We start from the raw sequence: 17,471 nt of genomic DNA on the forward strand, positions 1-17,471 counted from the left end.
GCGCGGTCGCCGAACAGACTGAAAGAGAGGATAACTGCCATGTCGACGTTTCGCGATAATCTGCTGGCTGGAAAGACTGCCTTCGTCGCCGGCGGGACGAGCGGCATCAACCTGGGTATCGCGAAGCGTTTTGCCCAACTCGGCGCGAAGGTCGCGGTGGCCGGGCGTGACCCCGACAAGGCCGCGCGTGCGGCTGACGAAATCGGCAGCGGCGCGCTTGGCCTTTCCGGCGACGTTCGCGATTATGGCGCGATGCGAGCGGTGATGGAGCAGGTCGCGGGCGAACTCGGACCGATGGACATCGTTATTTCGGGCGCGGCAGGCAATTTCCTTGCGCCCGCGCTCGGCATGTCGGCGAATGCGTTTCGCACCGTGGTCGATATCGACCTAAACGGGACCTTTAACGTGTTTCGAGGCTGTCACGACCTGCTGAACCGCCCGGGAGCCTCGTTGATCGCGATCACGGCGGGGCAGGCGGTTAACGCCTCCGCATTGCAGGCGCACGCGTGCGCGGCGAAGGCGGGGATCAACCAGTTGATTCGCGTACTCGCGCTCGAGTGGGGCCCCGAAGTGCGCGTGAATGGCATCTCGCCGGGCCCGATCGCCGATACCGAGGGGATGAAGCGGCTCGCCCCCGATGCCGAGACACGGCAATCGCATTACGACCGGATCGCAATGAAACGCTGGGGCAAGATCGAGGAGGTCGCCGAATCGGCGGTTTTCCTCTGTAGCCCTGCGGCGGGCTATATTACCGGCACGATCCTCGACTGCGATGGCGGCAGCCAGATCGGCGATGCGTCGCGCGGGGACTTGGCGCGCGGGATGGCCTGAAAGCAAAAACGCCGCCAACCCGTTGGGGTGGCGGCGTTTTTAATGGTGGGCGTGGCAAGGATTGAACTTGCGACCCCTGCGATGTCAACACAGTGCTCTACCACTGAGCTACACGCCCATCCCTTGGGGTGACGCGCCCCCTAAAGGCCTCTGCGCGGCTTTGCAACCCCTTCGCGCAAGGCTGCGTCGTTATTGTTGGCTCGACCTGTCGGCGCGGCCGAACAGATTGTCGACCTCGCGAACCAGATCCTTGAGGTGAAACGGTTTCGACAGCAGCTTTGCCTGCGGCACATTTTCCTCGGCACGCAGCGACACTGCCGCGAAACCGGTAATGAACATGACCTGCGTTTGCGGCGCGGCCTTCGCCGTATGCTGGGCGAGTTCGATACCGTCCATTTCCGGCATGACGATATCCGAAAGCAACAGGTCGAAAGTACCCGAATCGATATAGGGCACCGCTTCGGTTCCCCGGTCGACCGCCGTGACATGATAACCGGCGCTGGTCAGCGCCCGCGCAAGATATTCGCGCATCACGTCATCGTCTTCGGCCAGCAAGATACGAATCATTTTGAAAAACTGTCCCCAGGTATCGCGGCGCTCCGGTTCCGGTCGTCGCGCCCTCATCAAGAAGTCCGTCATAGCGCCAGAGATTTAACAAATTGACGCGGCGCTGGATTTGTCGGACTTTTTTTGCCACCCGTCCATCATGTTGTCGCACAGCATCCCGCCTGCCGCCATCGCTGTCAACCGGCCCGCGGCGAGTGGCCCGGTGGTCGTATCGATACCGCACGCCGGTCGCATCTACCCGCCCGAGATACTCGCGGCGGCACGCGTAGACCCCGCGGTTCTTGAACGGCTTGAGGATAGCTGGTGTGATCTGGTTGCAGCGCGCGCGGACGAAGCCGGCGCGGCGGTCGTCCAGGCGATATGGGCGCGCGCCGTTGCCGATCTTAATCGCGGGGAAGGGCAGATGGCGCCCGGCGAGGTCGCCATGCCGCTGCGCGCGCATTTTTCGGCGCCCGGCCGAAAGGAGCGCGCAGGGCTGGGCGTGGTGCCGACACGGCTTGCCGATTGCGGCCCATTGTGGAAGCGGCCGATCGATCATGCGGCGTTGCACTGGCGGCTGGAATCCTTTCACCGGCCCTATCATGCCGCATTGGCCGGGGAATTGTCCGCCGCGCGCGACCGATTCGGCCATGCGATATTGCTCGACCTGCATTCGATGCCACCGATTCCTCCCGGCCTGTCCGGTCATGGCGCCCGGATCGTCGTCGGCGATCGTTTCGGCGCGACGGCGGGTGAGGCGGTGGTCGACCGGGTGATGGCGCTGGCGGGGGAACTGGGTGTCGCCGTATCGCGGAACCAGCCCTATGCCGGGGGTCATATCGTCCGCACGCACGGCAAGCCGGGGCAGGGGGTTCATGCCATCCAGATCGAGATCGACCGCAGCCTCTATCTTACCCCCCATCGCTTGCCCGATCCGGCGCCGGTGGCACGATTGGCGGCCTGGTTTTCGAATCTGCTGCAAGAGGTCGGGGCAATTCGACCCGAATCCGAAATATTCCCGCAAGCCGCTGAATAAAAAACCACCCCGTACCGAAGTACGAGGTGGCCAGGGTCCAGGGAGGACGCATCCACGTCAAAGATGACGGGACACTCGCCGCGATGGAAAGGGGGAAAACCATGACGGCGTAAACTGGATTTAGGGGTTTGTGCGCCGACTTACAAGAAGAGACGGTGCAAAATGTGCAATATGCAAGAAATTGGTCGGGGAGAGAGGATTCGAACCTCCGGCCCCTGCCTCCCGAAGACAGTGCTCTACCAGGCTGAGCTACTCCCCGACCGATCTGCGCGCCGACCGGGGTCGCCGCGAAGGCAGGGCGGTCCTCTAGACGCGCAATCTGCGAACTTCAAGCGCCAATCGGCACAACGAAGATGATTGCTGGAACTAGAGCATTTCGGCAGTCCGAAAACTGAAATGACCGCCAGCGACGAAAATCAGATGGTCGACCAGTTCGATGCCCAATGTTCGCAGGAAAATTGCGGCCTCCTGCGTCGTGCCGACATCAGCGGCGCTTGGTTCCGCGTTGCCGGACGGGTGGTTGTGCGCAATGATGACGGCGACGATCCGTTCGTCAATAAGGGCGCGCCAGCATTGCGGCGCGATGATGCAGCGTCCGCTGCTGTCGCCGTCGATCCGGATCAGCCCGATCAGCCGTTCGAATGCGTCGAACCCTGCAAGGACCAATGCCTCGCGGTCGCCAGCGAACAGAGGCCGCAGCAGTTGGGCAGCAACCGGATCCTCGAACTGGCACGGTACAAAACCGGCGCGCGCCGGCGGCTGCGGCGCTCTGCCGACAGGTTCGAATTTGGTCATTGGCGCAGCATGCGCGCTGGTCGAAGGATCCCCAATCCACGACTGCCCCGCATCGGACGCATTGTGACGTCACACCCGCTGCTCCCTTGTCCGCATGCGGCGCGAGGCCTAGCAACGATGCGAGAAAACCGGGAGTGAGTCTTGCCTGATTCCATCCATTATGAACTTCAATATCTCGACCTGATGCGGCGTATCTGGATCGAGGGTGACGAGCGCATCGACCGGACGGGCGTCGGCACGCGATCGCTGTTCGGCGAGACGATGCGATTCTCGCTGAAAGATGACGCAATACCGCTGCTGACGACAAAGCGCGTTTACTGGAAAACGGCGCTGCGCGAGTTGCTCTGGTTCCTGACCGGCAACACCAATATCCAGCCGCTCGTCGCGCAGGGCGTCAAAATCTGGACCGATTGGCCGCTCGACAAATATCGCCGCGAGACAGGCGACGCGATCGACGCCGAAGCTTTCGAGGCACGTATCGTCGCCGACGATGATTTTGCGGCCGCCTGGGGGGACCTAGGTCCGGTCTACGGCCATCAATGGGTCAACTGGCCGCTTTATGAGCCGGCGGGTGATGGGCTGTTCCGCCGCGCCGAACAAGGGTACAACCAAATTGCTGCGCTAATCGAGTCGCTGAAAAGCAACCCGGGATCGCGGCGGCATATCTTCACCGGCTGGAATGTCGCCGATCTTCATCGCATGGCGCTGCCGCCGTGCCATATGACCTATCAGTTCCATGTTCGCAGGGACGGCGGTCTGTCGTGCCTGTTGTTCCAGCGGTCGTGCGATCTGGGGCTGGGTTTCGCCTTCAATGTCTTCGAGGCCGCATTGCTGACGCGCATGATTGCCGAACAGGCGGGCTTGCACGCACATGAGCTCGTTTGGACCGGCGGCGATGTCCATTTGTACCTGAACCACGCAGCGTTGGTCGAACAGCAATTGGCGCGGGTGCCCGGCGGCGATCCAAAGCTTCGCATCCTTCGCCGGGCTGAAAGCATTTTCGATTATCGGTTCGATGATTTCGCAGTCGAGGATTATGCGCCCCAAGCGCATATTTCCGCGCCTGTCGCGGTTTGACCGCTACCGTTGCATTCGTATGGCGACCGTAATAATATGTCGTCACGTTGAAATATAACTAGGCGCGATTCGCGCCTCGAAGGACGAGGACATGCCCGAAACGGACCCCGAAATGAATCTGGGGCGCCCGGCGAGCAATCTGCCGCCGCTATCGCTCCATATTCCCGAGCCGCGTTACCGCCCGGGCGATAATCCCGATTTCGGCGATATCGAGGTTCCGGCGGTCGATGCGACACCGCGGCCGGGCGAAGCGACCAAACCCGATGCAATGCGCGACCTTTGCTACGGCCTTGTTCGCGTGCTCGATTTCGACGGGCAGGCAAAGGGGCAGTGGGATCCGAAGCTGTCGCCCGAACGGCTGCGCACGATGCTGCGTTACATGATGCTGACGCGGGCGTTCGACGATCGCATGTTCCGGGCGCAGCGGCAGGGCAAGACAAGCTTTTACATGAAGTGCACCGGCGAAGAGGCGACTTCGGTCGCCTCCACGATGGCGATCGATCGGGCGGACATGTGCTTTCCCAGCTACCGGCAGCAGGGCATCCTGATCGCGCGCGATTATCCGCTGATCCAGATGATGAACCAGATTTACTCGAATCGCGGCGATCATCTGCTCGGGCGACAGCTGCCGATCATGTATTCGGCGCCCGAGCACGGCTTTTTCAGCGTGTCTGGCAACCTCGCGACGCAATATCCGCAGGCGGTGGGCTGGGCGATGGCATCGGCGTCGAAGGGAGACAGCCGCATCGCGACCGTCTGGTGCGGCGAGGGGTCTTCGGCCGAAGGCGACTTCCACTCGGCGCTGACCTTCGCAACCGTCTATAACGCGCCGGTGATCTTCAACGTCGTGAACAACCAGTGGGCGATCTCAAGCTTCTCGGGCTTTGCCGGCGGCGAGCGCACAACCTTTGCGGCGCGCGCGGTCGGCTATGGCATCGCCGGGCTGCGCATCGACGGCAACGACCCGCTCGCTGTCTATGCCGCGACGCAATGGGCCGCCGACCGTGCTCGAACCAATAACGGCCCAACGCTTATCGAGCATTTCACCTATCGCAGCGAAGGTCACAGCACCTCGGACGATCCAAGTGCCTATCGGGCGGCCGACGAGGCGACCGCTTGGCCGTTTGGCGATCCCATTGCGCGTCTTCGCCAGCATCTCGAGACGATTGGCGAATGGGACGCGGAACGGCACGAGGCGCAGGCGAATGAGCTCGACGATCTCGTCAAGACGACCCAGAAGCAATCGGAAAAGCTCGGTATTCTCGGCCACGGCATGCATCAGCCGTTCGAGACGATGTTCGAGGACGTGTTCGAAGAAATGCCCTGGCACCTCAAGGAACAATGCGATCAGATGCTCGCCGAGCAAGAGGCCAAGTTCGGCCCCAATTGGAAGCCCGAATGATGGCCCCCGAAATGCAGACGAACACCAAAACCATGAACATGATCGAGGCGATCAACAGCGCCATGGACATCATGCTCGAACGCGATCCGGCGACGGTCGTGATGGGCGAGGATGTCGGCTATTTCGGCGGCGTCTTTCGTGCGACCGCCGGTCTGCAGAAAAAACATGGTAAGACGCGCGTGTTCGACACGCCGATCAACGAATGCGGCATCATCGGCGTTGCGGTCGGCATGGGCGCCTATGGCCTGCGCCCGGTGCCCGAAATCCAGTTTGCCGATTATATCTATCCCGGGCTCGACCAGCTGGTCAGCGAGGCGGCGCGGCTGCGTTACCGCTCGGCGAACGACTATATCTGCCCGATGACCGTACGCACTCCTTTTGGCGGTGGCATCTTCGGTGGCCAGACGCATAGCCAGTCGCCCGAAAGCATTATGACGCACATCTGCGGCGTGAAGACGGTGATCCCGTCGAACCCCTATGATGCCAAGGGTCTGCTGATCGCGGCGATCGAGGATAACGATCCTGTCGTCTTCCTCGAGCCCAAGCGCATCTACAACGGTCCGTTCAGCGGCTATTACGACCGCCCGGTCGAGCCTTGGTCCAAGCATGACGCGAGCGCGGTGCCCGAGGGCTATTACCGCATCGATCTCGGCAAGGCCGCGACGGTACGCGAGGGCGAAGCGCTGACGATCCTTGCCTATGGTACGATGGTGCATGTGACCAAGACGATCGTCGAGGAAATGGGCATCGACGCCGAGATCCTCGACCTGCGCACCTTGCTGCCGCTCGATATCGACGCGATTGAGACGTCAGTGAAGAAGACCGGACGTTGCCTGATCATCCACGAAGCGACGCGCACGTCAGGCTTTGGCGCCGAACTCGCCGCGCTTGTGCAGGAACGCTGCTTCTACCACCTCGAGGCACCGGTCGAACGCGTCACCGGCTTCGACACGCCGTATCCACATAGCCTCGAATGGGCCTATTTCCCCGGCCCGGTGCGCATCGCGACCGCGCTGACCAAGATTTTGAAGGACTGACGCCATGGCCCGCTATTCATTCCGTCTGCCCGATATCGGCGAAGGCATCGCCGAGGCCGAAATCGTCGCCTGGCACGTCAAGATCGGGGAGCGCGTCGAGGAAGACGCGCAGCTCGCCGACATGATGACCGACAAGGCGACCGTCGAAATGGAGTCGCCCGTCTCGGGCGTCGTCGTTGAACTGGCGGGTGAGGTCGGCGACCTGATCCCGATCGGATCGACGCTGGCGGTGATCGAGACCGACGGTGACGGCGATGTAGAAGCGCCGCCCGCGGACACGCCGGTCGAGCAGGAAATCGTCGCGGAAACGCCGGGTGCCGAAGAGGTTTCGGTGGCCGAGGTTGCTGCGTCTGCACCCATCGTCGCTCCCGCGCCGACGCCCGCTCCGGCACCGGCCCCGGCGCCCGTCGCCGCTGCAGCAGATCATAGCCGCGCTGTGCTGGCGTCGCCGGCGGTGCGCGCGCGCGCCAAAGACCTCGGTGTCGACCTGTCGCAGGTTCAGGCCGAAGGCGACCGCGTCCGCCACGCCGATCTCGACGCTTTCCTGCGCTACAGCGGCGGGCAGGGCTATCACGCTCCCGGCGCCAGTCGCGCCCGCGCCGACGATCCGATCAAGGTCATCGGCATGCGCCGCAAGATCGCCGAGAATATGGCGGCATCGAAGCGCGCGATCCCGCACTTCACCTATGTCGAGGAAATGGACGTCACCGCGCTCGAAGAGATGCGCGCCGATTTGAACGCCAACCGCGGTGGCCGTCCGAAGCTGACGATGCTGCCCTTCCTGATCGTCGCGATCTGCCGGACGATTCCGCAATTCCCGATGATCAACGCGCGCTATGACGACGAGGGCGGCGTGGTGACGCGCCATGGCGCGGTGCATCTGGGGATGGCGACGCAGACCGACGCGGGGCTGATGGTTCCGGTCATCCGCGACGCACAGGACAAGAATGTCTGGCAACTCGCGAGCGAGATCACGCGCCTTGCCGAAGCCGCGCGCACCGGCAAGGCGAAGGTCGAGGAACTGACCGGCGGCACGCTGACCGTCACCTCGCTCGGCCCGCTCGGCGGCATTGCGACGACCCCGGTGATCAACCGCCCCGAGGTCGCGATCATCGGCCCGAACAAGATCGTCGAACGGCCCGTGTTCGATGGAGACGAGATTCGCCGCGCGAAGCTGATGAACCTCTCGATCAGCTGCGATCACCGCGTGGTTGATGGCTGGGATGCTGCAAGCTATGTTCAGGCGCTCAAGAAGCTGATCGAAACGCCAGTTCTGCTGTTCGCGGACTAAGATTAATCCTCCCTGCCGCGAAGCGGTGGGGAGGGGGACCGCCCGAAGGGTGGTGGAGGGGCGAGCAACGTTGCTTTCTTGCCCCTCCGTCAGCGCTTCGCGCTGCCACCTCCCCATGGCTTCGCCACAGGGAGGATCGGTTCTTACAGCCCCAGTCCCTGAAAGCTCGTCTGGTCGAACTTCAGCTTGAAGGTCACATAGGCGCCCGAGCGCGAAAAGCGCGCGTCTTCGAAATCGCGGTCATGGAAACCGGCGAAATTATAACCCAAGGTGATGTTGGCATTCTTCATCGGTGCCAGCGTCACCGTCGGGCCACCGGCCCAGCTCACGGTATCGGCATCTGTGCCGACGCGGACGGTGCCCGAGGCGCCGACGTCGACATGTTCGCCAAGGTTGAAGCGGAAGTCGGCGCCGATCAGGTTCGACCAGCCCTTGACGTCATCGGCGCCGAAGCGGTCGAAATTATAGCGCGTGCCCCAGAAGAGGCCGAATTCGGCGCGTTCATACCACATGCCATCCTGACCGCGTTCACCGAGCGGGGCCCAGTTCAGCGACAGGCTGTTGAGCAGACGGCGGCTCGTCGCATCGCCGTCGATCGTCAGCGCGCCGCCGCCGATCGGGCCAGGCTGGCCGGCGATCGCATCCCGCACCTTATCCGACCGGAACTCGCTCTTGTTGAGCCACGACACGCGCGAGTCGGCAGGGCGGTGCGCCCAGCTCATTTCGAAATTGATCACTTCGGTCGTCGGCGTCGCCCCGCTGCCGCTTGCCTTGGTGTAGGTGAAGAGCGCTCCCAGCGCGCGGCCTTCGCCGAGCTGGCGAAGCCCGCCGAACGTCAGCCCGTACCGGTTGGTGAGTTCGCCGTCGCGATATTCGGCGCGACCGGTCAGCGTCCAGCGGTCGGCCCGATAGGTCGCGCCGGTGCTGATCGCGACGAAATCTTCGGTCAGCGTGCCGCCGTTGCCGAGGAAGCCGCCGGATGCCACGGGCTGGTCGACGTTGAGCACATCCTTCGCGCGCACGCCGCCGATGGTACGGTTACCATCGACCGACAGATCGACCGACCAGCGTTCGCCGAGCTTCAGCGATTGTGACAGGCCGTAGGCCGCGAAGCTCCGCGGGCCGTATTCACCGATTTCCTGCTGGTTTGCGGTCGCGAGCAGGCGCGCGCCGGCCCAGGGCGCGAGGTCGAAGCCGAGCCGCGCGGTGCGCGCCTTGATCGTATCGCCGTCGGCAATCTCGTAGCTGCCGACCAGATTGACGTCGCGGGTGACCGCGAAGCGCGCGCCGAGGCGGTGACGGGTCGGAAAGTCGACGCTGGCATCCTCGCCGCCCAGCGCAAATTCGGTCTGAGCATCAAGTTCGAGCCGCTTGCTGAAAAGGCGCTGCGTCGCACCGAGCTGGACGATATTCGACCGGTTGCGCGTGCCGTCGGTCAGGCGATCGTCGGCGTGGGTCAGGCCGGCGCGGGCGACCGAGGTTCCATTGTCATATTCGGCGAGCATGCGCGCGGCGCGGCGGCGCGCTCCGGTGTCAAGATAATCTTCCTGCCACGCGCTGCCTGTCAGCGAAAGCGTGCGGGTAGCGCGCAGGCGGGCGTCGAAGCCGAACTTGCGCGTGCCATCCTCGCCGCGATTGAGCTGGCCGGCGCCGAAGCCGGCCTCGCGCTCGCGGACGTAGGCGAGGAAGTCGGCGTTGCTGCTGTGATGCTCGGCCTCGATCAGCCAGGCTTTTGCGGAGCCGGCCGGGGCCGCCCCGCCGTCGACGGTCTTGGCGTCGCTGACCGCCAGCTCGGCGCGGACTTCGGTGTCGATGTTCGGGCGATAACGCGCGTCGATGCCGCCAAGGTTGGTCTTGGCGTTGCCGTCCTCGTCATGAATGAAGGTCGCGCCGACGCGAATTTTCTCGTCGTTCGACTGATAGCTCACGCGACCGCCAGCGTTGAGCACGCGCTGGCCGACGCCATCGACTTCATATTCGGCAACAATGAACTGCGGGTCGAGGTTCGACGAGCGGCTAAGCACCGGTTCGCGGAAGCGGATCGTGCCCGACAGATAATCGATGTCGTAATCAACGTGGCGCGACAGGCTGATGCTCGCGATGATGCGTTCGCTGTGCAGCCGGTCGCGCGTCTCAATGAGAATCCGTTCGCTGTTCGGCAGGATGTCTTTTGCACCGAGCTGGTACGGCCCGGCCAGCCCGTTGCCCTGGATTTCGTCGCGGCGGAACCGGTACGGCGTATCGGCGGCGAACGCGGTCGCGGCGACGTTGCGGCCGCGATATTCGGCTTTGCCGCCATTGAGCGCACGCTGGTAGCGGGCGAGTTCGGGTTCGGAAATGCCGGTTTCGATATCGCCGAACATCGCATAGAATTGCGGGCGTTCGAGCCGCAGATAGAGCTTGCGCACCGATGCGGCGTCATAGCGTGTCTCGTTGCGGTCGGCGTAGATCGTATAATAGGCGCGCGGGTCGATCACGCCGCCGAAACGGGCGTCGTCCTTGTCCTTGTCGCTGTCATAGGCCAGCGTCATCAGCCATTTTCCGCGAACGCGACCCTTGGCATAGAGTGCGAGGCGCGCGTCAGCGTTGATATCGTCGAGATTTTCAGCCACCGGCTCCATCCGGTCGTCGAGCGTGTTGTAGCCGAGCGTGCCCGCGGCAAAACCGACGATGGTCCACGGTCGATTTCCGGGGTCGAGCCAGGTTTCGATCGTCTGCTTGCGCGTGACCTTGTCGTCGCGGAAGTTGAAATCCATCGACAATGTGCCCGACGCGGTCGTCGGCTCCAGCTCGATATAAGCGATGCCGTCGTCGCCATCGATCTTCCACACCGGCTGTGCGCGCTCGAGACCCGCGAGTTGGCGCGCCTGCTGCGCATCGGCCTCGACCGCGGGATAATAGGGGGCGGGGACGGCGAAGTCGCCCGTCAGGCCGGCGCGAACCGGCTTGCCGTCGCGGTCGGTGAGGCGAACTGCGATCACCGGGCGGGTGACGCCATCGGCGACCAGCACCGACTTTTCGCGGATCAGCGATGCACGCATAGGGGTGATCGAATAATGGACGCTGCGTTCGAGCGTTTCGACGGTAACGCCGTTCGCGTCCTTCACCTCGGCGACAAGGCGGTTCTCGCCTTCGCGGATTTCGAGGCCGCGCCACAGGCTGACGGCAACGCTGCCGTCGGCGGACTTGCTCGCGCCTTCGAACGTCAGTTCACCCGCGGCCTTGCCGTTGACGCGGAGCGACACGGTCTGCCCCGGGGCATGCTTCACCGCCGCGCGGATCGCCTTGGCGCGGGGATTATGATCGATTTCGGGGAACAGCCACCCGATACCCGGCGCCTGGCCGGCAAGCCAGTCGCGACCGGCGCCTGCGGCTTCGGGATCGCTCAGCACCTTGGGTGCCTCGACGGCTGTCTTTTCGGGCGCGGCGCGCGGCATGCCGGCGATCGCGCGGAAGTCCGCGCGCTTCAACGAACCGCCGCGGCCTTCGACGAAGCGCGAGATCGGGCTGCCGGCGCTCTGCGTCGCACGGGCGCAATCCACGGCTTCGCGGTCGAGCGGCAGCGTCGAGGGATCGATCTGCACGACATGGATGCCGGGGCGCACGCCCTCGAAATGATAGCGGCCATCTTCGTCGGTGGCGGTGTAGCTGCCGTCCTGGAGCATCACGCGGACGCCCATGATGCCGTCGGCCTTGCCCGGATCGACGGAGCAGCCCCCGTCGGTGATGCGGCCGATGATCGTCATGCGGTCGCCGAGCTGGTCGCGCTTGATCGAAATCGTCGCTTCGGCGACGTTGCTCGTCGATCCGCGATTGTCGGTTGCGGTCGCGCGGTTGAGTGCATTGCCCGGCTGTGCCGACACCACGACTTCGGCAAGATAGGTAAGCAGGACCGAACGCGATGCGGCAATGGTCGGGATGGAGACGGCAAAATCGCGGCCGTTGCCGGCGATATCGGCGGTCACCCGCACGCCATCGATGCGGACGGTATCTGGGTGCAGTCGCATGCCAACTGGCAGCACGTCGCGCACCGTGACGGCACCCGTGTTGCGGCGTGCGTCGCGATTGGCGACTTCTATGCGATACTGGATGACGTCGCCAGGCACCGCGACTTGCGTCGAAGTGGTCTTGCGCAGGACAAGCGGCAGACCAGGCTGGTCCACCGGGATGTCGACGCGAACGGGCGCAGGGCTGTCCAGGGTGAAGACATCGCCATAGCTTGCGCCGGTAATTTCGAACGGCTGGCCGTCGTCGGGGCGGCGCAGGCCGGCGAGGTCGGCCGGGCTCGACCGCGACGGCGCGGTAAAGGGCGCCGGCGGTTCGACGACAAGGCGATAACTGCCGGGCGCGACGAAGGGGAAACGATAGTCGCCCGGCGGGAAACTGTAGGTCGTTCCGCCGGCGTCGATCACGCTTTGCCCGGTGACGACGCTCGACGGATAGGCCGAGACGCCGTCGTCGCCGAAGACCTGCGCGGGCTGCCCGGTCGCGGCATCGACGATGGTGACCCGGCTGCCGGGAACTGCGGCCCCGTCGCCGCTGTCGAACACAATGCCGAACGGATCGACAAGGAAATTGATCGTCGCCAGCGCAATGAGGCTGGCATTCGCCTGGTCGGTCACACGCAGCGCCAGCGGTGTGCCGGGATTGACCGACAGACGGCAGTCGCCTGTTGCGACGGCGGGGGGGACGCCGATCGTGTTGATGATGCCAACGAATTCGCCGCTGTTATTGCCCGTTTCGGTCAGCGTGATCTGTTCGCGATCGCCATTTTCCAGTTCAAGCACGACGGCCAGGGCATCGCGCGCCTGCGGATCGGTGTTGGCGGACGCGAGCGTGACGCCGACGACCAGCACTTCGCCGGCACGAAAATTGTCCGTACGTTGCAGCGAGGCGGGCGCGGTCGAAATGCCTTCATAGACGCCGCTTAGCGAGATCGTGGTGCTGACGGTGCGAGCGGTCGCCCGGCTGCACTGGGTGGGCGCCAACGCCACTGACTTGTCGCCGCCGCCGCTGGTCAGGCGATAGGTTGCTATCGTCGGCCGTTCCGGCGGCCGTGGAGCCACCGTCACATCGACGCGATTCGACAGCGCCTGACCGGGCTGGCCGTCGTGGGTCCACTGCGCGGCCGCAGTGTTGGAAATGACCTGCGCGTTCGCCGCGGGAATCGCAGGCAGCAGCGCTGCCGCGACCAGGGCGGTCACGAAGCCGAAATATGGGCTGGTGTGTGCCATACAAGCCGCGAAGGGGGCAGCGGCGGAGCCCGGCTGTCGCCTGGTCTTCCGCTGCCCCGTCCGTTACCCGATCAGTTGACGGTTGCGCGGAAAACGAGCGTGCGCGTTGCGCCCGCTGCCACCGTGGCGATCGTGCCTGACACGTTCGGCGCGGCATAGCTGCCACCTGCGGCGCCGTCGGCGTTGCAGGTGCCGCCCGTGACCGTGCCGTTCAGCAGGATCGTACCCGCGTTGAACGTCAGCTGGCCCGGAACCGGGTCGTTGATCAGGACCGATGTCGCATCGGCGCTGCCGGTATTCGCGACTGCAATGCAATATTCAACCACGGCGCCGGGGATCAGCTTCGGGTTCGACGTGTTGTTGAACGGATCCGAAATGACGCGGCTGGTCTTGGTGACGGCAAGCGTTGCCGTCTGGACCGTATAATCGTCGTCGTCGCTGTGCGATGCATCGCGCGCGATGTCGCCGGCGACGCCCGCGATGTCGGCAAAGACCGTGTCCTTGCCAGCGGTATTCGCGCCGGTCGTTTCGGTGATCGCGCCGCCCTGCGTGCCGGCGAGGCCACCTTCACGCGCGGTCGCGCGCAAACTGACGCCGGCGACGGCGTTGTTGGCGAGGCCGGTCGGGATGTCGGCGACGACGAACAGGCGGATCGCTGTATCCGTCACCAGTTCGTCGATATAGGTGACGAGCGTGTCGCCCGCATCCCAGCTGCCGACGGTGCCGGTCGCCGTATTATCGCGGTAAACCCGCACATTGCTGGCATTGAAGGTGTCTGTCCCGCCGTGCGCAGCCGTGCCGCCGACGATCTGCGTCGCCGTCAGCGCGAAGTCGAGCACCTCGTTCGAACTGTTCGTCAGCTGGAACGTCGTGACGGCGTTCGCCTGGCCCGGCACGACATTGGTCGTAACCGTACCGACTTCTTCCACGAGCAGGTTGATCTTGCGGTCGACGACAAAATTGTTCGACGCGCTTTGCTGAACCTGGCTGACGCCCCCGACCTGAAAATCGACGGTGGCGGTATTAGTGATCGTGGTACCCGCGGTCGTACCCGCGGCAAATGCCGGGGCTGCGGCGACGCTCGAAAACGCCGCCAGACCGATGATACCTATATAAGTCAGCTTGCTGGTCATAGCTGAGCTCCTAGGCTTTATGTGGCCGCCGTTTCCCCACCGCTGGCAACCGTTAAGCGGTTTGTTCTAAAGGGTTATTTGACAACCCCCCGAAACATGAGCTTGCCCGTTCCGCCGACCGGGATCGGATTCTGGAACGCCCAGCGGATGTGCGTAACATCGGCGGGCTGCGCCGCGCGGCGCGTGCCGTCGCTCATCGGAACGGCGAGATCGGCAAGCAGTCCCCACTGCTTGCCGCCATCGACCGAAACGAGTGCGCGGGCGTCGCCAGCGTCGGCAAAGCGGACAGCGGCGGGCATCGGATTCGTGACGACGAACTTGTCGGCCGCTTGCGCGCCCGCGTTGCGATAGGCGAGCACGAATACAAGCCGGTCACCGGGAACGACGACCTTGGGCTCCTCGAGCAGGACCCGCTGCTTGCCGGCGGCGTCGGTCGTCACGCGTTCGACGAACACGCTGTTATCGAGCGCGACCTGGTTGGCGGCGAGGGCCGGTGCTGGCATCAGCGCGGCGAGCAGGAACAAAAGAGCGGTGCGCATGCGCATCTCCATCAGTCAATCGTGGTTCGGAAGGTCACGGTGCGGGTCTGGCCGCCGGCGACGGTGCCGAGCGAGACGTTGATCCGCGTTCCGTTGTAATCGCCGGCATCGCCGTCGACGGCATCGGACAACCCGCTACCGCCGAGCGTTATCGAGCCGGGGACATAGCTTGTGTCGGCGGGAATATTGTCGGTGATCGCAAGACCGCTGACCGACCCGCTTCCGGCGACGGTCGCGACGATCGTGTAAGTGATGGTTGCGCCGGGGATCGGATCGGCGGTGTTCAGCGAATTGGTCACCACAGCCGATTTGACAAGCGTGACGGTTGCCGCGGAAACAACGAATGCACCCGCATCCTGGCCGTCAGCGCCGGTCGATCCAACGACGGCGTCGCCGCCGCCTTCGCCCTGACCCGCAAAACTATCGCCGGGATCGCCCGTGCCGGTTTTCGCCGCCGCGACGAGGCTGACAATGCCGCGATTTCCGTCGATCGCCGTTCCGGGCGTCGTCGCGAGGACGAAAACGGTGACGCTTTGGTCGGGATCGAGCGACGGATCGTTCGCGCCGGCTGTGTAGAGCGTGTCGGTGCTCGCATCGAAGACGCCGTCACCATTGTCGATATAGATTTGGGTGACGACCGGGTCGTAGTCGTCGCCGCCGGCGTTGGCGATCGTCGTCAGGCCAAAAGCTTCGACACCATTGCCGTTATTGGTAACTGAAAAGGTCAGCACCTGGGCGGTTGCGCCCGGGGTTGTGGGAACGTCGGCGGGGTTGCTCGAATCGACGGTGACGTCGAGCAATTCATCGACGAGTAGGTCAACGCGGTTCGAATCGACGGTCGTCGTGCCGCCACCGGTATCGAAGCTTGCCGATGCGGTGTTGCTGATGGTCGAGCCGGCGCGTGTGCCGGCAGCCTCGGCCTGCGTCGGCAGCGCCAAGGCGGCCAGCACGGCGAGTATGGAACAAGAGGGAAGAAGCTGATGCTTCGCGCCCCCCACAGGCGCTTTCATCATCGCTGATACTCCAAAAGGTTGGTCCTTGGAGCCCTCAGTCGCGGAAAAAGGGTAATTTCTGGTTAAAAAGCAGGAAGAAAGACGCGTTCTGACCCAAATGGAGACATGTGGCCGCCCGCTTCGTCGCAAAACGGGGCGACTGGCGCGACAAGGGAAGCTCGCGTAAGACAAGGCAATTGACGAGGAGATTTGGGGTGGCCGAGGACAGGGGGAGCAAAGAGCCGCGTTCGCTGCGCTCGAACCCGCTGCGTCAAATCGAGATCGACGATTTCCGCCGCGATCGGCTGCTGGCGGCCCTCGCCCTCATCCTTGGCGCAGCGTTTTGCCTCGGGCTTCCTTTCGCATTGCAGGCGGGTGCCGAATTCTTCCTGCCGCTGACCGCCGCGATCGTTATCGCCATAGCGCTTGTCCCGCTGCTCGAATGGCTCGAACGTCGCGGCATGCCGTCGGCCCTGGCTGCCTTCTTTGCGCTGGCGACCTTCCTCGCGATCATCAACGCGGCGCTCGCTATCATTGTGGTACCCGCGACGGGCTGGTTTGCGCGCGTTCCTGAATCGATCCCGCGCATCCAGAGCAATCTTGCACCGTTGATCGACTTCTATTCGACGCTGCAGCGCTTCGTCGATCGTACATTGGCATCGGTGGCGAGCGGGACCGAGGCAACCGCACAGGCGGTCGCGGCAACCGCGCCGACGTCGGTCGTCGACTATTTCATATCGTCGGCACCGGCGGCGGCGATCCAGCTTTTTTTTGCCGTGCTGGTGATCTTTTTCTTCCTGTCCAGCTGGACTCGGCTGCGCAAGGGGACGATTCGGCGGCGCGGCAGCTTCGACGGGGCGATGCAGACCGCGCGTGTGATCCAGAACGTCGTCGATGCGACTGCCGACTATCTGGCGACGATCACGATGATCAACGCGATATTGGGCCTGACCGTCGGCCTCTTGCTCTGGGCGCTGGGCATGCCGTCGCCGTTCATGTGGGGCGGGATCGTCAGTATCTGTAATTTCGTGCCCTATCTGGGGCCGATCGTCGCGTCGGTGCTGCTCGGCCTTGGCGGATTGATGACCTTCGACGCCGTCGGGCTTGCGCTGTTGCCCGCGCTGATCTTCGTCGGCGTCCATCTTGTCGAGGCGAATCTGATCACGCCACTGGTGCTCGGCAAGCGGTTGACGATCAATCCGCTGCTGATTCTCGTTTCGCTGAGCTTCTGGGGCTGGGTGTGGGGAACGCCCGGCGCGTTGCTCGCGGTGCCCTTATTGCTGATTTTGCAGACCGTTCTCGCCTCCACGGGCACGCCCGATCTGGCGGGTTTCCTGTTCGAGCATGGCACGCTGACGACCACGGACGAGGTTCGCGATCGATTAAATCGCACGCAGGATGAAAGCGACGGTTGACAGGTCGGGACAGGGGCCATATTGGCGCGGCTCCCAAGCGCACGCGGGTGTAGCTCAGTTGGTTAGAGTGCCGGCCTGTCACGCCGGAGGTCGCGGGTTCGAGCCCCGTCACTCGCGCCATTCCTTCGATTTTCGAACGGAAT

Annotated in this window: 13 protein-coding genes and 3 tRNA genes; 8 read left to right on the plus strand and 8 right to left on the minus strand. The window is 63.9% G+C overall.

Going from position 1 to position 17,471, the window contains the following annotated elements; all coding sequences use genetic code 11:
• The first annotated feature begins 39 nt into the window (after positions 1–39).
• Positions 40–831, plus strand: coding sequence for an SDR family oxidoreductase (locus ATE71_RS00125; protein ID WP_058801361.1), 792 nt, complete (start codon positions 40–42; stop codon positions 829–831).
• Positions 832–874: 43 nt separating this feature from the next.
• Here the strand turns inward: ATE71_RS00125 and ATE71_RS00130 are convergent.
• Positions 875–949 (minus strand) — tRNA-Val (locus ATE71_RS00130).
• 71 nt (positions 950–1,020) lie between these two features.
• Positions 1,021–1,398 (minus strand): cell cycle two-component system response regulator CpdR, encoded by a 378-nt coding sequence (gene cpdR, locus ATE71_RS00135; RefSeq protein WP_053554171.1) that lies wholly within the window; start codon positions 1,396–1,398, stop codon positions 1,021–1,023.
• Between the two features lie 139 nt (positions 1,399–1,537).
• On the opposite strand from cpdR, the gene ATE71_RS00140 reads away from it, so the two are divergent.
• Positions 1,538–2,413, plus strand: a complete 876-nt coding sequence (locus ATE71_RS00140; protein ID WP_058801362.1) for an N-formylglutamate amidohydrolase — start codon at positions 1,538–1,540, stop codon at positions 2,411–2,413.
• Between the two features lie 182 nt (positions 2,414–2,595).
• Here the strand turns inward: ATE71_RS00140 and ATE71_RS00145 are convergent.
• Both ATE71_RS00145 and ATE71_RS00150 read right to left on the minus strand, forming a co-directional pair.
• Positions 2,596–2,672 (minus strand) — tRNA-Pro (locus ATE71_RS00145).
• Between the two features lie 107 nt (positions 2,673–2,779).
• Positions 2,780–3,208, minus strand: coding sequence for a JAB domain-containing protein (locus ATE71_RS00150; RefSeq protein WP_058801363.1), 429 nt, complete (start codon positions 3,206–3,208; stop codon positions 2,780–2,782).
• Positions 3,209–3,349: 141 nt separating this feature from the next.
• On the opposite strand from ATE71_RS00150, the gene thyA reads away from it, so the two are divergent.
• The 4 genes from thyA to ATE71_RS00170 all read left to right on the plus strand — a co-directional run bounded on the left by thyA (position 3,350) and on the right by ATE71_RS00170 (position 8,015).
• Positions 3,350–4,285, plus strand: coding sequence for a thymidylate synthase (gene thyA / locus ATE71_RS00155; RefSeq protein ID WP_268801397.1), 936 nt, complete (start codon positions 3,350–3,352; stop codon positions 4,283–4,285).
• A 91-nt stretch (positions 4,286–4,376) separates the two neighbouring features.
• Positions 4,377–5,687, plus strand: a complete 1,311-nt coding sequence (locus ATE71_RS00160) for a thiamine pyrophosphate-dependent enzyme (protein WP_235587837.1) — start codon at positions 4,377–4,379, stop codon at positions 5,685–5,687.
• Between the two features lie 32 nt (positions 5,688–5,719).
• A complete protein-coding gene (locus ATE71_RS00165; RefSeq protein ID WP_058801616.1) occupies positions 5,720–6,724 on the plus strand; it encodes an alpha-ketoacid dehydrogenase subunit beta in 1,005 nt (334 codons plus the stop codon).
• 4 nt (positions 6,725–6,728) lie between these two features.
• Positions 6,729–8,015 (plus strand): dihydrolipoamide acetyltransferase family protein, encoded by a 1,287-nt coding sequence (locus ATE71_RS00170; RefSeq protein WP_058801364.1) that lies wholly within the window; start codon positions 6,729–6,731, stop codon positions 8,013–8,015.
• Between the two features lie 143 nt (positions 8,016–8,158).
• On the opposite strand, the gene ATE71_RS00175 is transcribed toward ATE71_RS00170, so the two are convergent.
• The 4 genes from ATE71_RS00175 to ATE71_RS00190 form a co-directional block, all read right to left on the minus strand.
• On the minus strand, positions 8,159–13,219 hold the full coding sequence (locus ATE71_RS00175; RefSeq protein ID WP_235587838.1) for a hypothetical protein: 5,061 nt from the start codon (positions 13,217–13,219) through the stop codon (positions 8,159–8,161).
• A 101-nt stretch (positions 13,220–13,320) separates the two neighbouring features.
• Positions 13,321–14,382, minus strand: a complete 1,062-nt coding sequence (locus tag ATE71_RS00180) for a DUF11 domain-containing protein (protein ID WP_058801366.1) — start codon at positions 14,380–14,382, stop codon at positions 13,321–13,323.
• Between the two features lie 74 nt (positions 14,383–14,456).
• Positions 14,457–14,921: a hypothetical protein gene (locus ATE71_RS00185; RefSeq protein WP_235587839.1), complete on the minus strand. Its 465-nt coding sequence runs from the start codon at positions 14,919–14,921 to the stop codon at positions 14,457–14,459.
• An 11-nt stretch (positions 14,922–14,932) separates the two neighbouring features.
• Complete coding sequence (locus ATE71_RS00190; protein ID WP_058801368.1) at positions 14,933–15,934, minus strand: DUF11 domain-containing protein; 1,002 nt, start codon at positions 15,932–15,934, stop codon at positions 14,933–14,935.
• A gap of 230 nt (positions 15,935–16,164) precedes the next feature.
• Here ATE71_RS00190 and ATE71_RS00195 point away from each other — a divergent pair, with 230 nt between their 5' ends.
• Both ATE71_RS00195 and ATE71_RS00200 read left to right on the plus strand, forming a co-directional pair.
• Positions 16,165–17,328 (plus strand): AI-2E family transporter, encoded by a 1,164-nt coding sequence (locus ATE71_RS00195; RefSeq protein WP_058801617.1) that lies wholly within the window; start codon positions 16,165–16,167, stop codon positions 17,326–17,328.
• A 43-nt stretch (positions 17,329–17,371) separates the two neighbouring features.
• Positions 17,372–17,448: transfer RNA gene (locus ATE71_RS00200), tRNA-Asp, on the plus strand.
• The last annotated feature ends 23 nt before the right edge of the window (positions 17,449–17,471 follow it).

It is taken from the genome of Sphingopyxis sp. H115 (assembly GCF_001468465.1).
GTDB lineage: Bacteria > Pseudomonadota > Alphaproteobacteria > Sphingomonadales > Sphingomonadaceae > Sphingopyxis.

What these genes read in the sequence shown, in the direction of transcription:
- ATE71_RS00160 (WP_235587837.1), top strand. Translation starts at nt 4,377, where the DNA reads ATGCCCGAAACGGACCCCGAAATGAATCTGGGGCGCCCGGCGAGCAAT.
- ATE71_RS00125 (WP_058801361.1), top strand. Translation starts at nt 40, where the DNA reads ATGTCGACGTTTCGCGATAATCTGCTGGCTGGAAAGACTGCCTTCGTC.
- ATE71_RS00180 (WP_058801366.1), bottom strand. Translation starts at nt 14,382, where the DNA reads ATGACCAGCAAGCTGACTTATATAGGTATCATCGGTCTGGCGGCGTTT.
- ATE71_RS00190 (WP_058801368.1), bottom strand. Translation starts at nt 15,934, where the DNA reads ATGATGAAAGCGCCTGTGGGGGGCGCGAAGCATCAGCTTCTTCCCTCT.
- ATE71_RS00185 (WP_235587839.1), bottom strand. Translation starts at nt 14,921, where the DNA reads ATGCGCACCGCTCTTTTGTTCCTGCTCGCCGCGCTGATGCCAGCACCG.
- ATE71_RS00165 (WP_058801616.1), top strand. Translation starts at nt 5,720, where the DNA reads ATGAACATGATCGAGGCGATCAACAGCGCCATGGACATCATGCTCGAA.
- ATE71_RS00150 (WP_058801363.1), bottom strand. Translation starts at nt 3,208, where the DNA reads ATGACCAAATTCGAACCTGTCGGCAGAGCGCCGCAGCCGCCGGCGCGC.
- ATE71_RS00140 (WP_058801362.1), top strand. Translation starts at nt 1,538, where the DNA reads ATGTTGTCGCACAGCATCCCGCCTGCCGCCATCGCTGTCAACCGGCCC.
- ATE71_RS00170 (WP_058801364.1), top strand. Translation starts at nt 6,729, where the DNA reads ATGGCCCGCTATTCATTCCGTCTGCCCGATATCGGCGAAGGCATCGCC.
- cpdR (WP_053554171.1), bottom strand. Translation starts at nt 1,398, where the DNA reads ATGATTCGTATCTTGCTGGCCGAAGACGATGACGTGATGCGCGAATAT.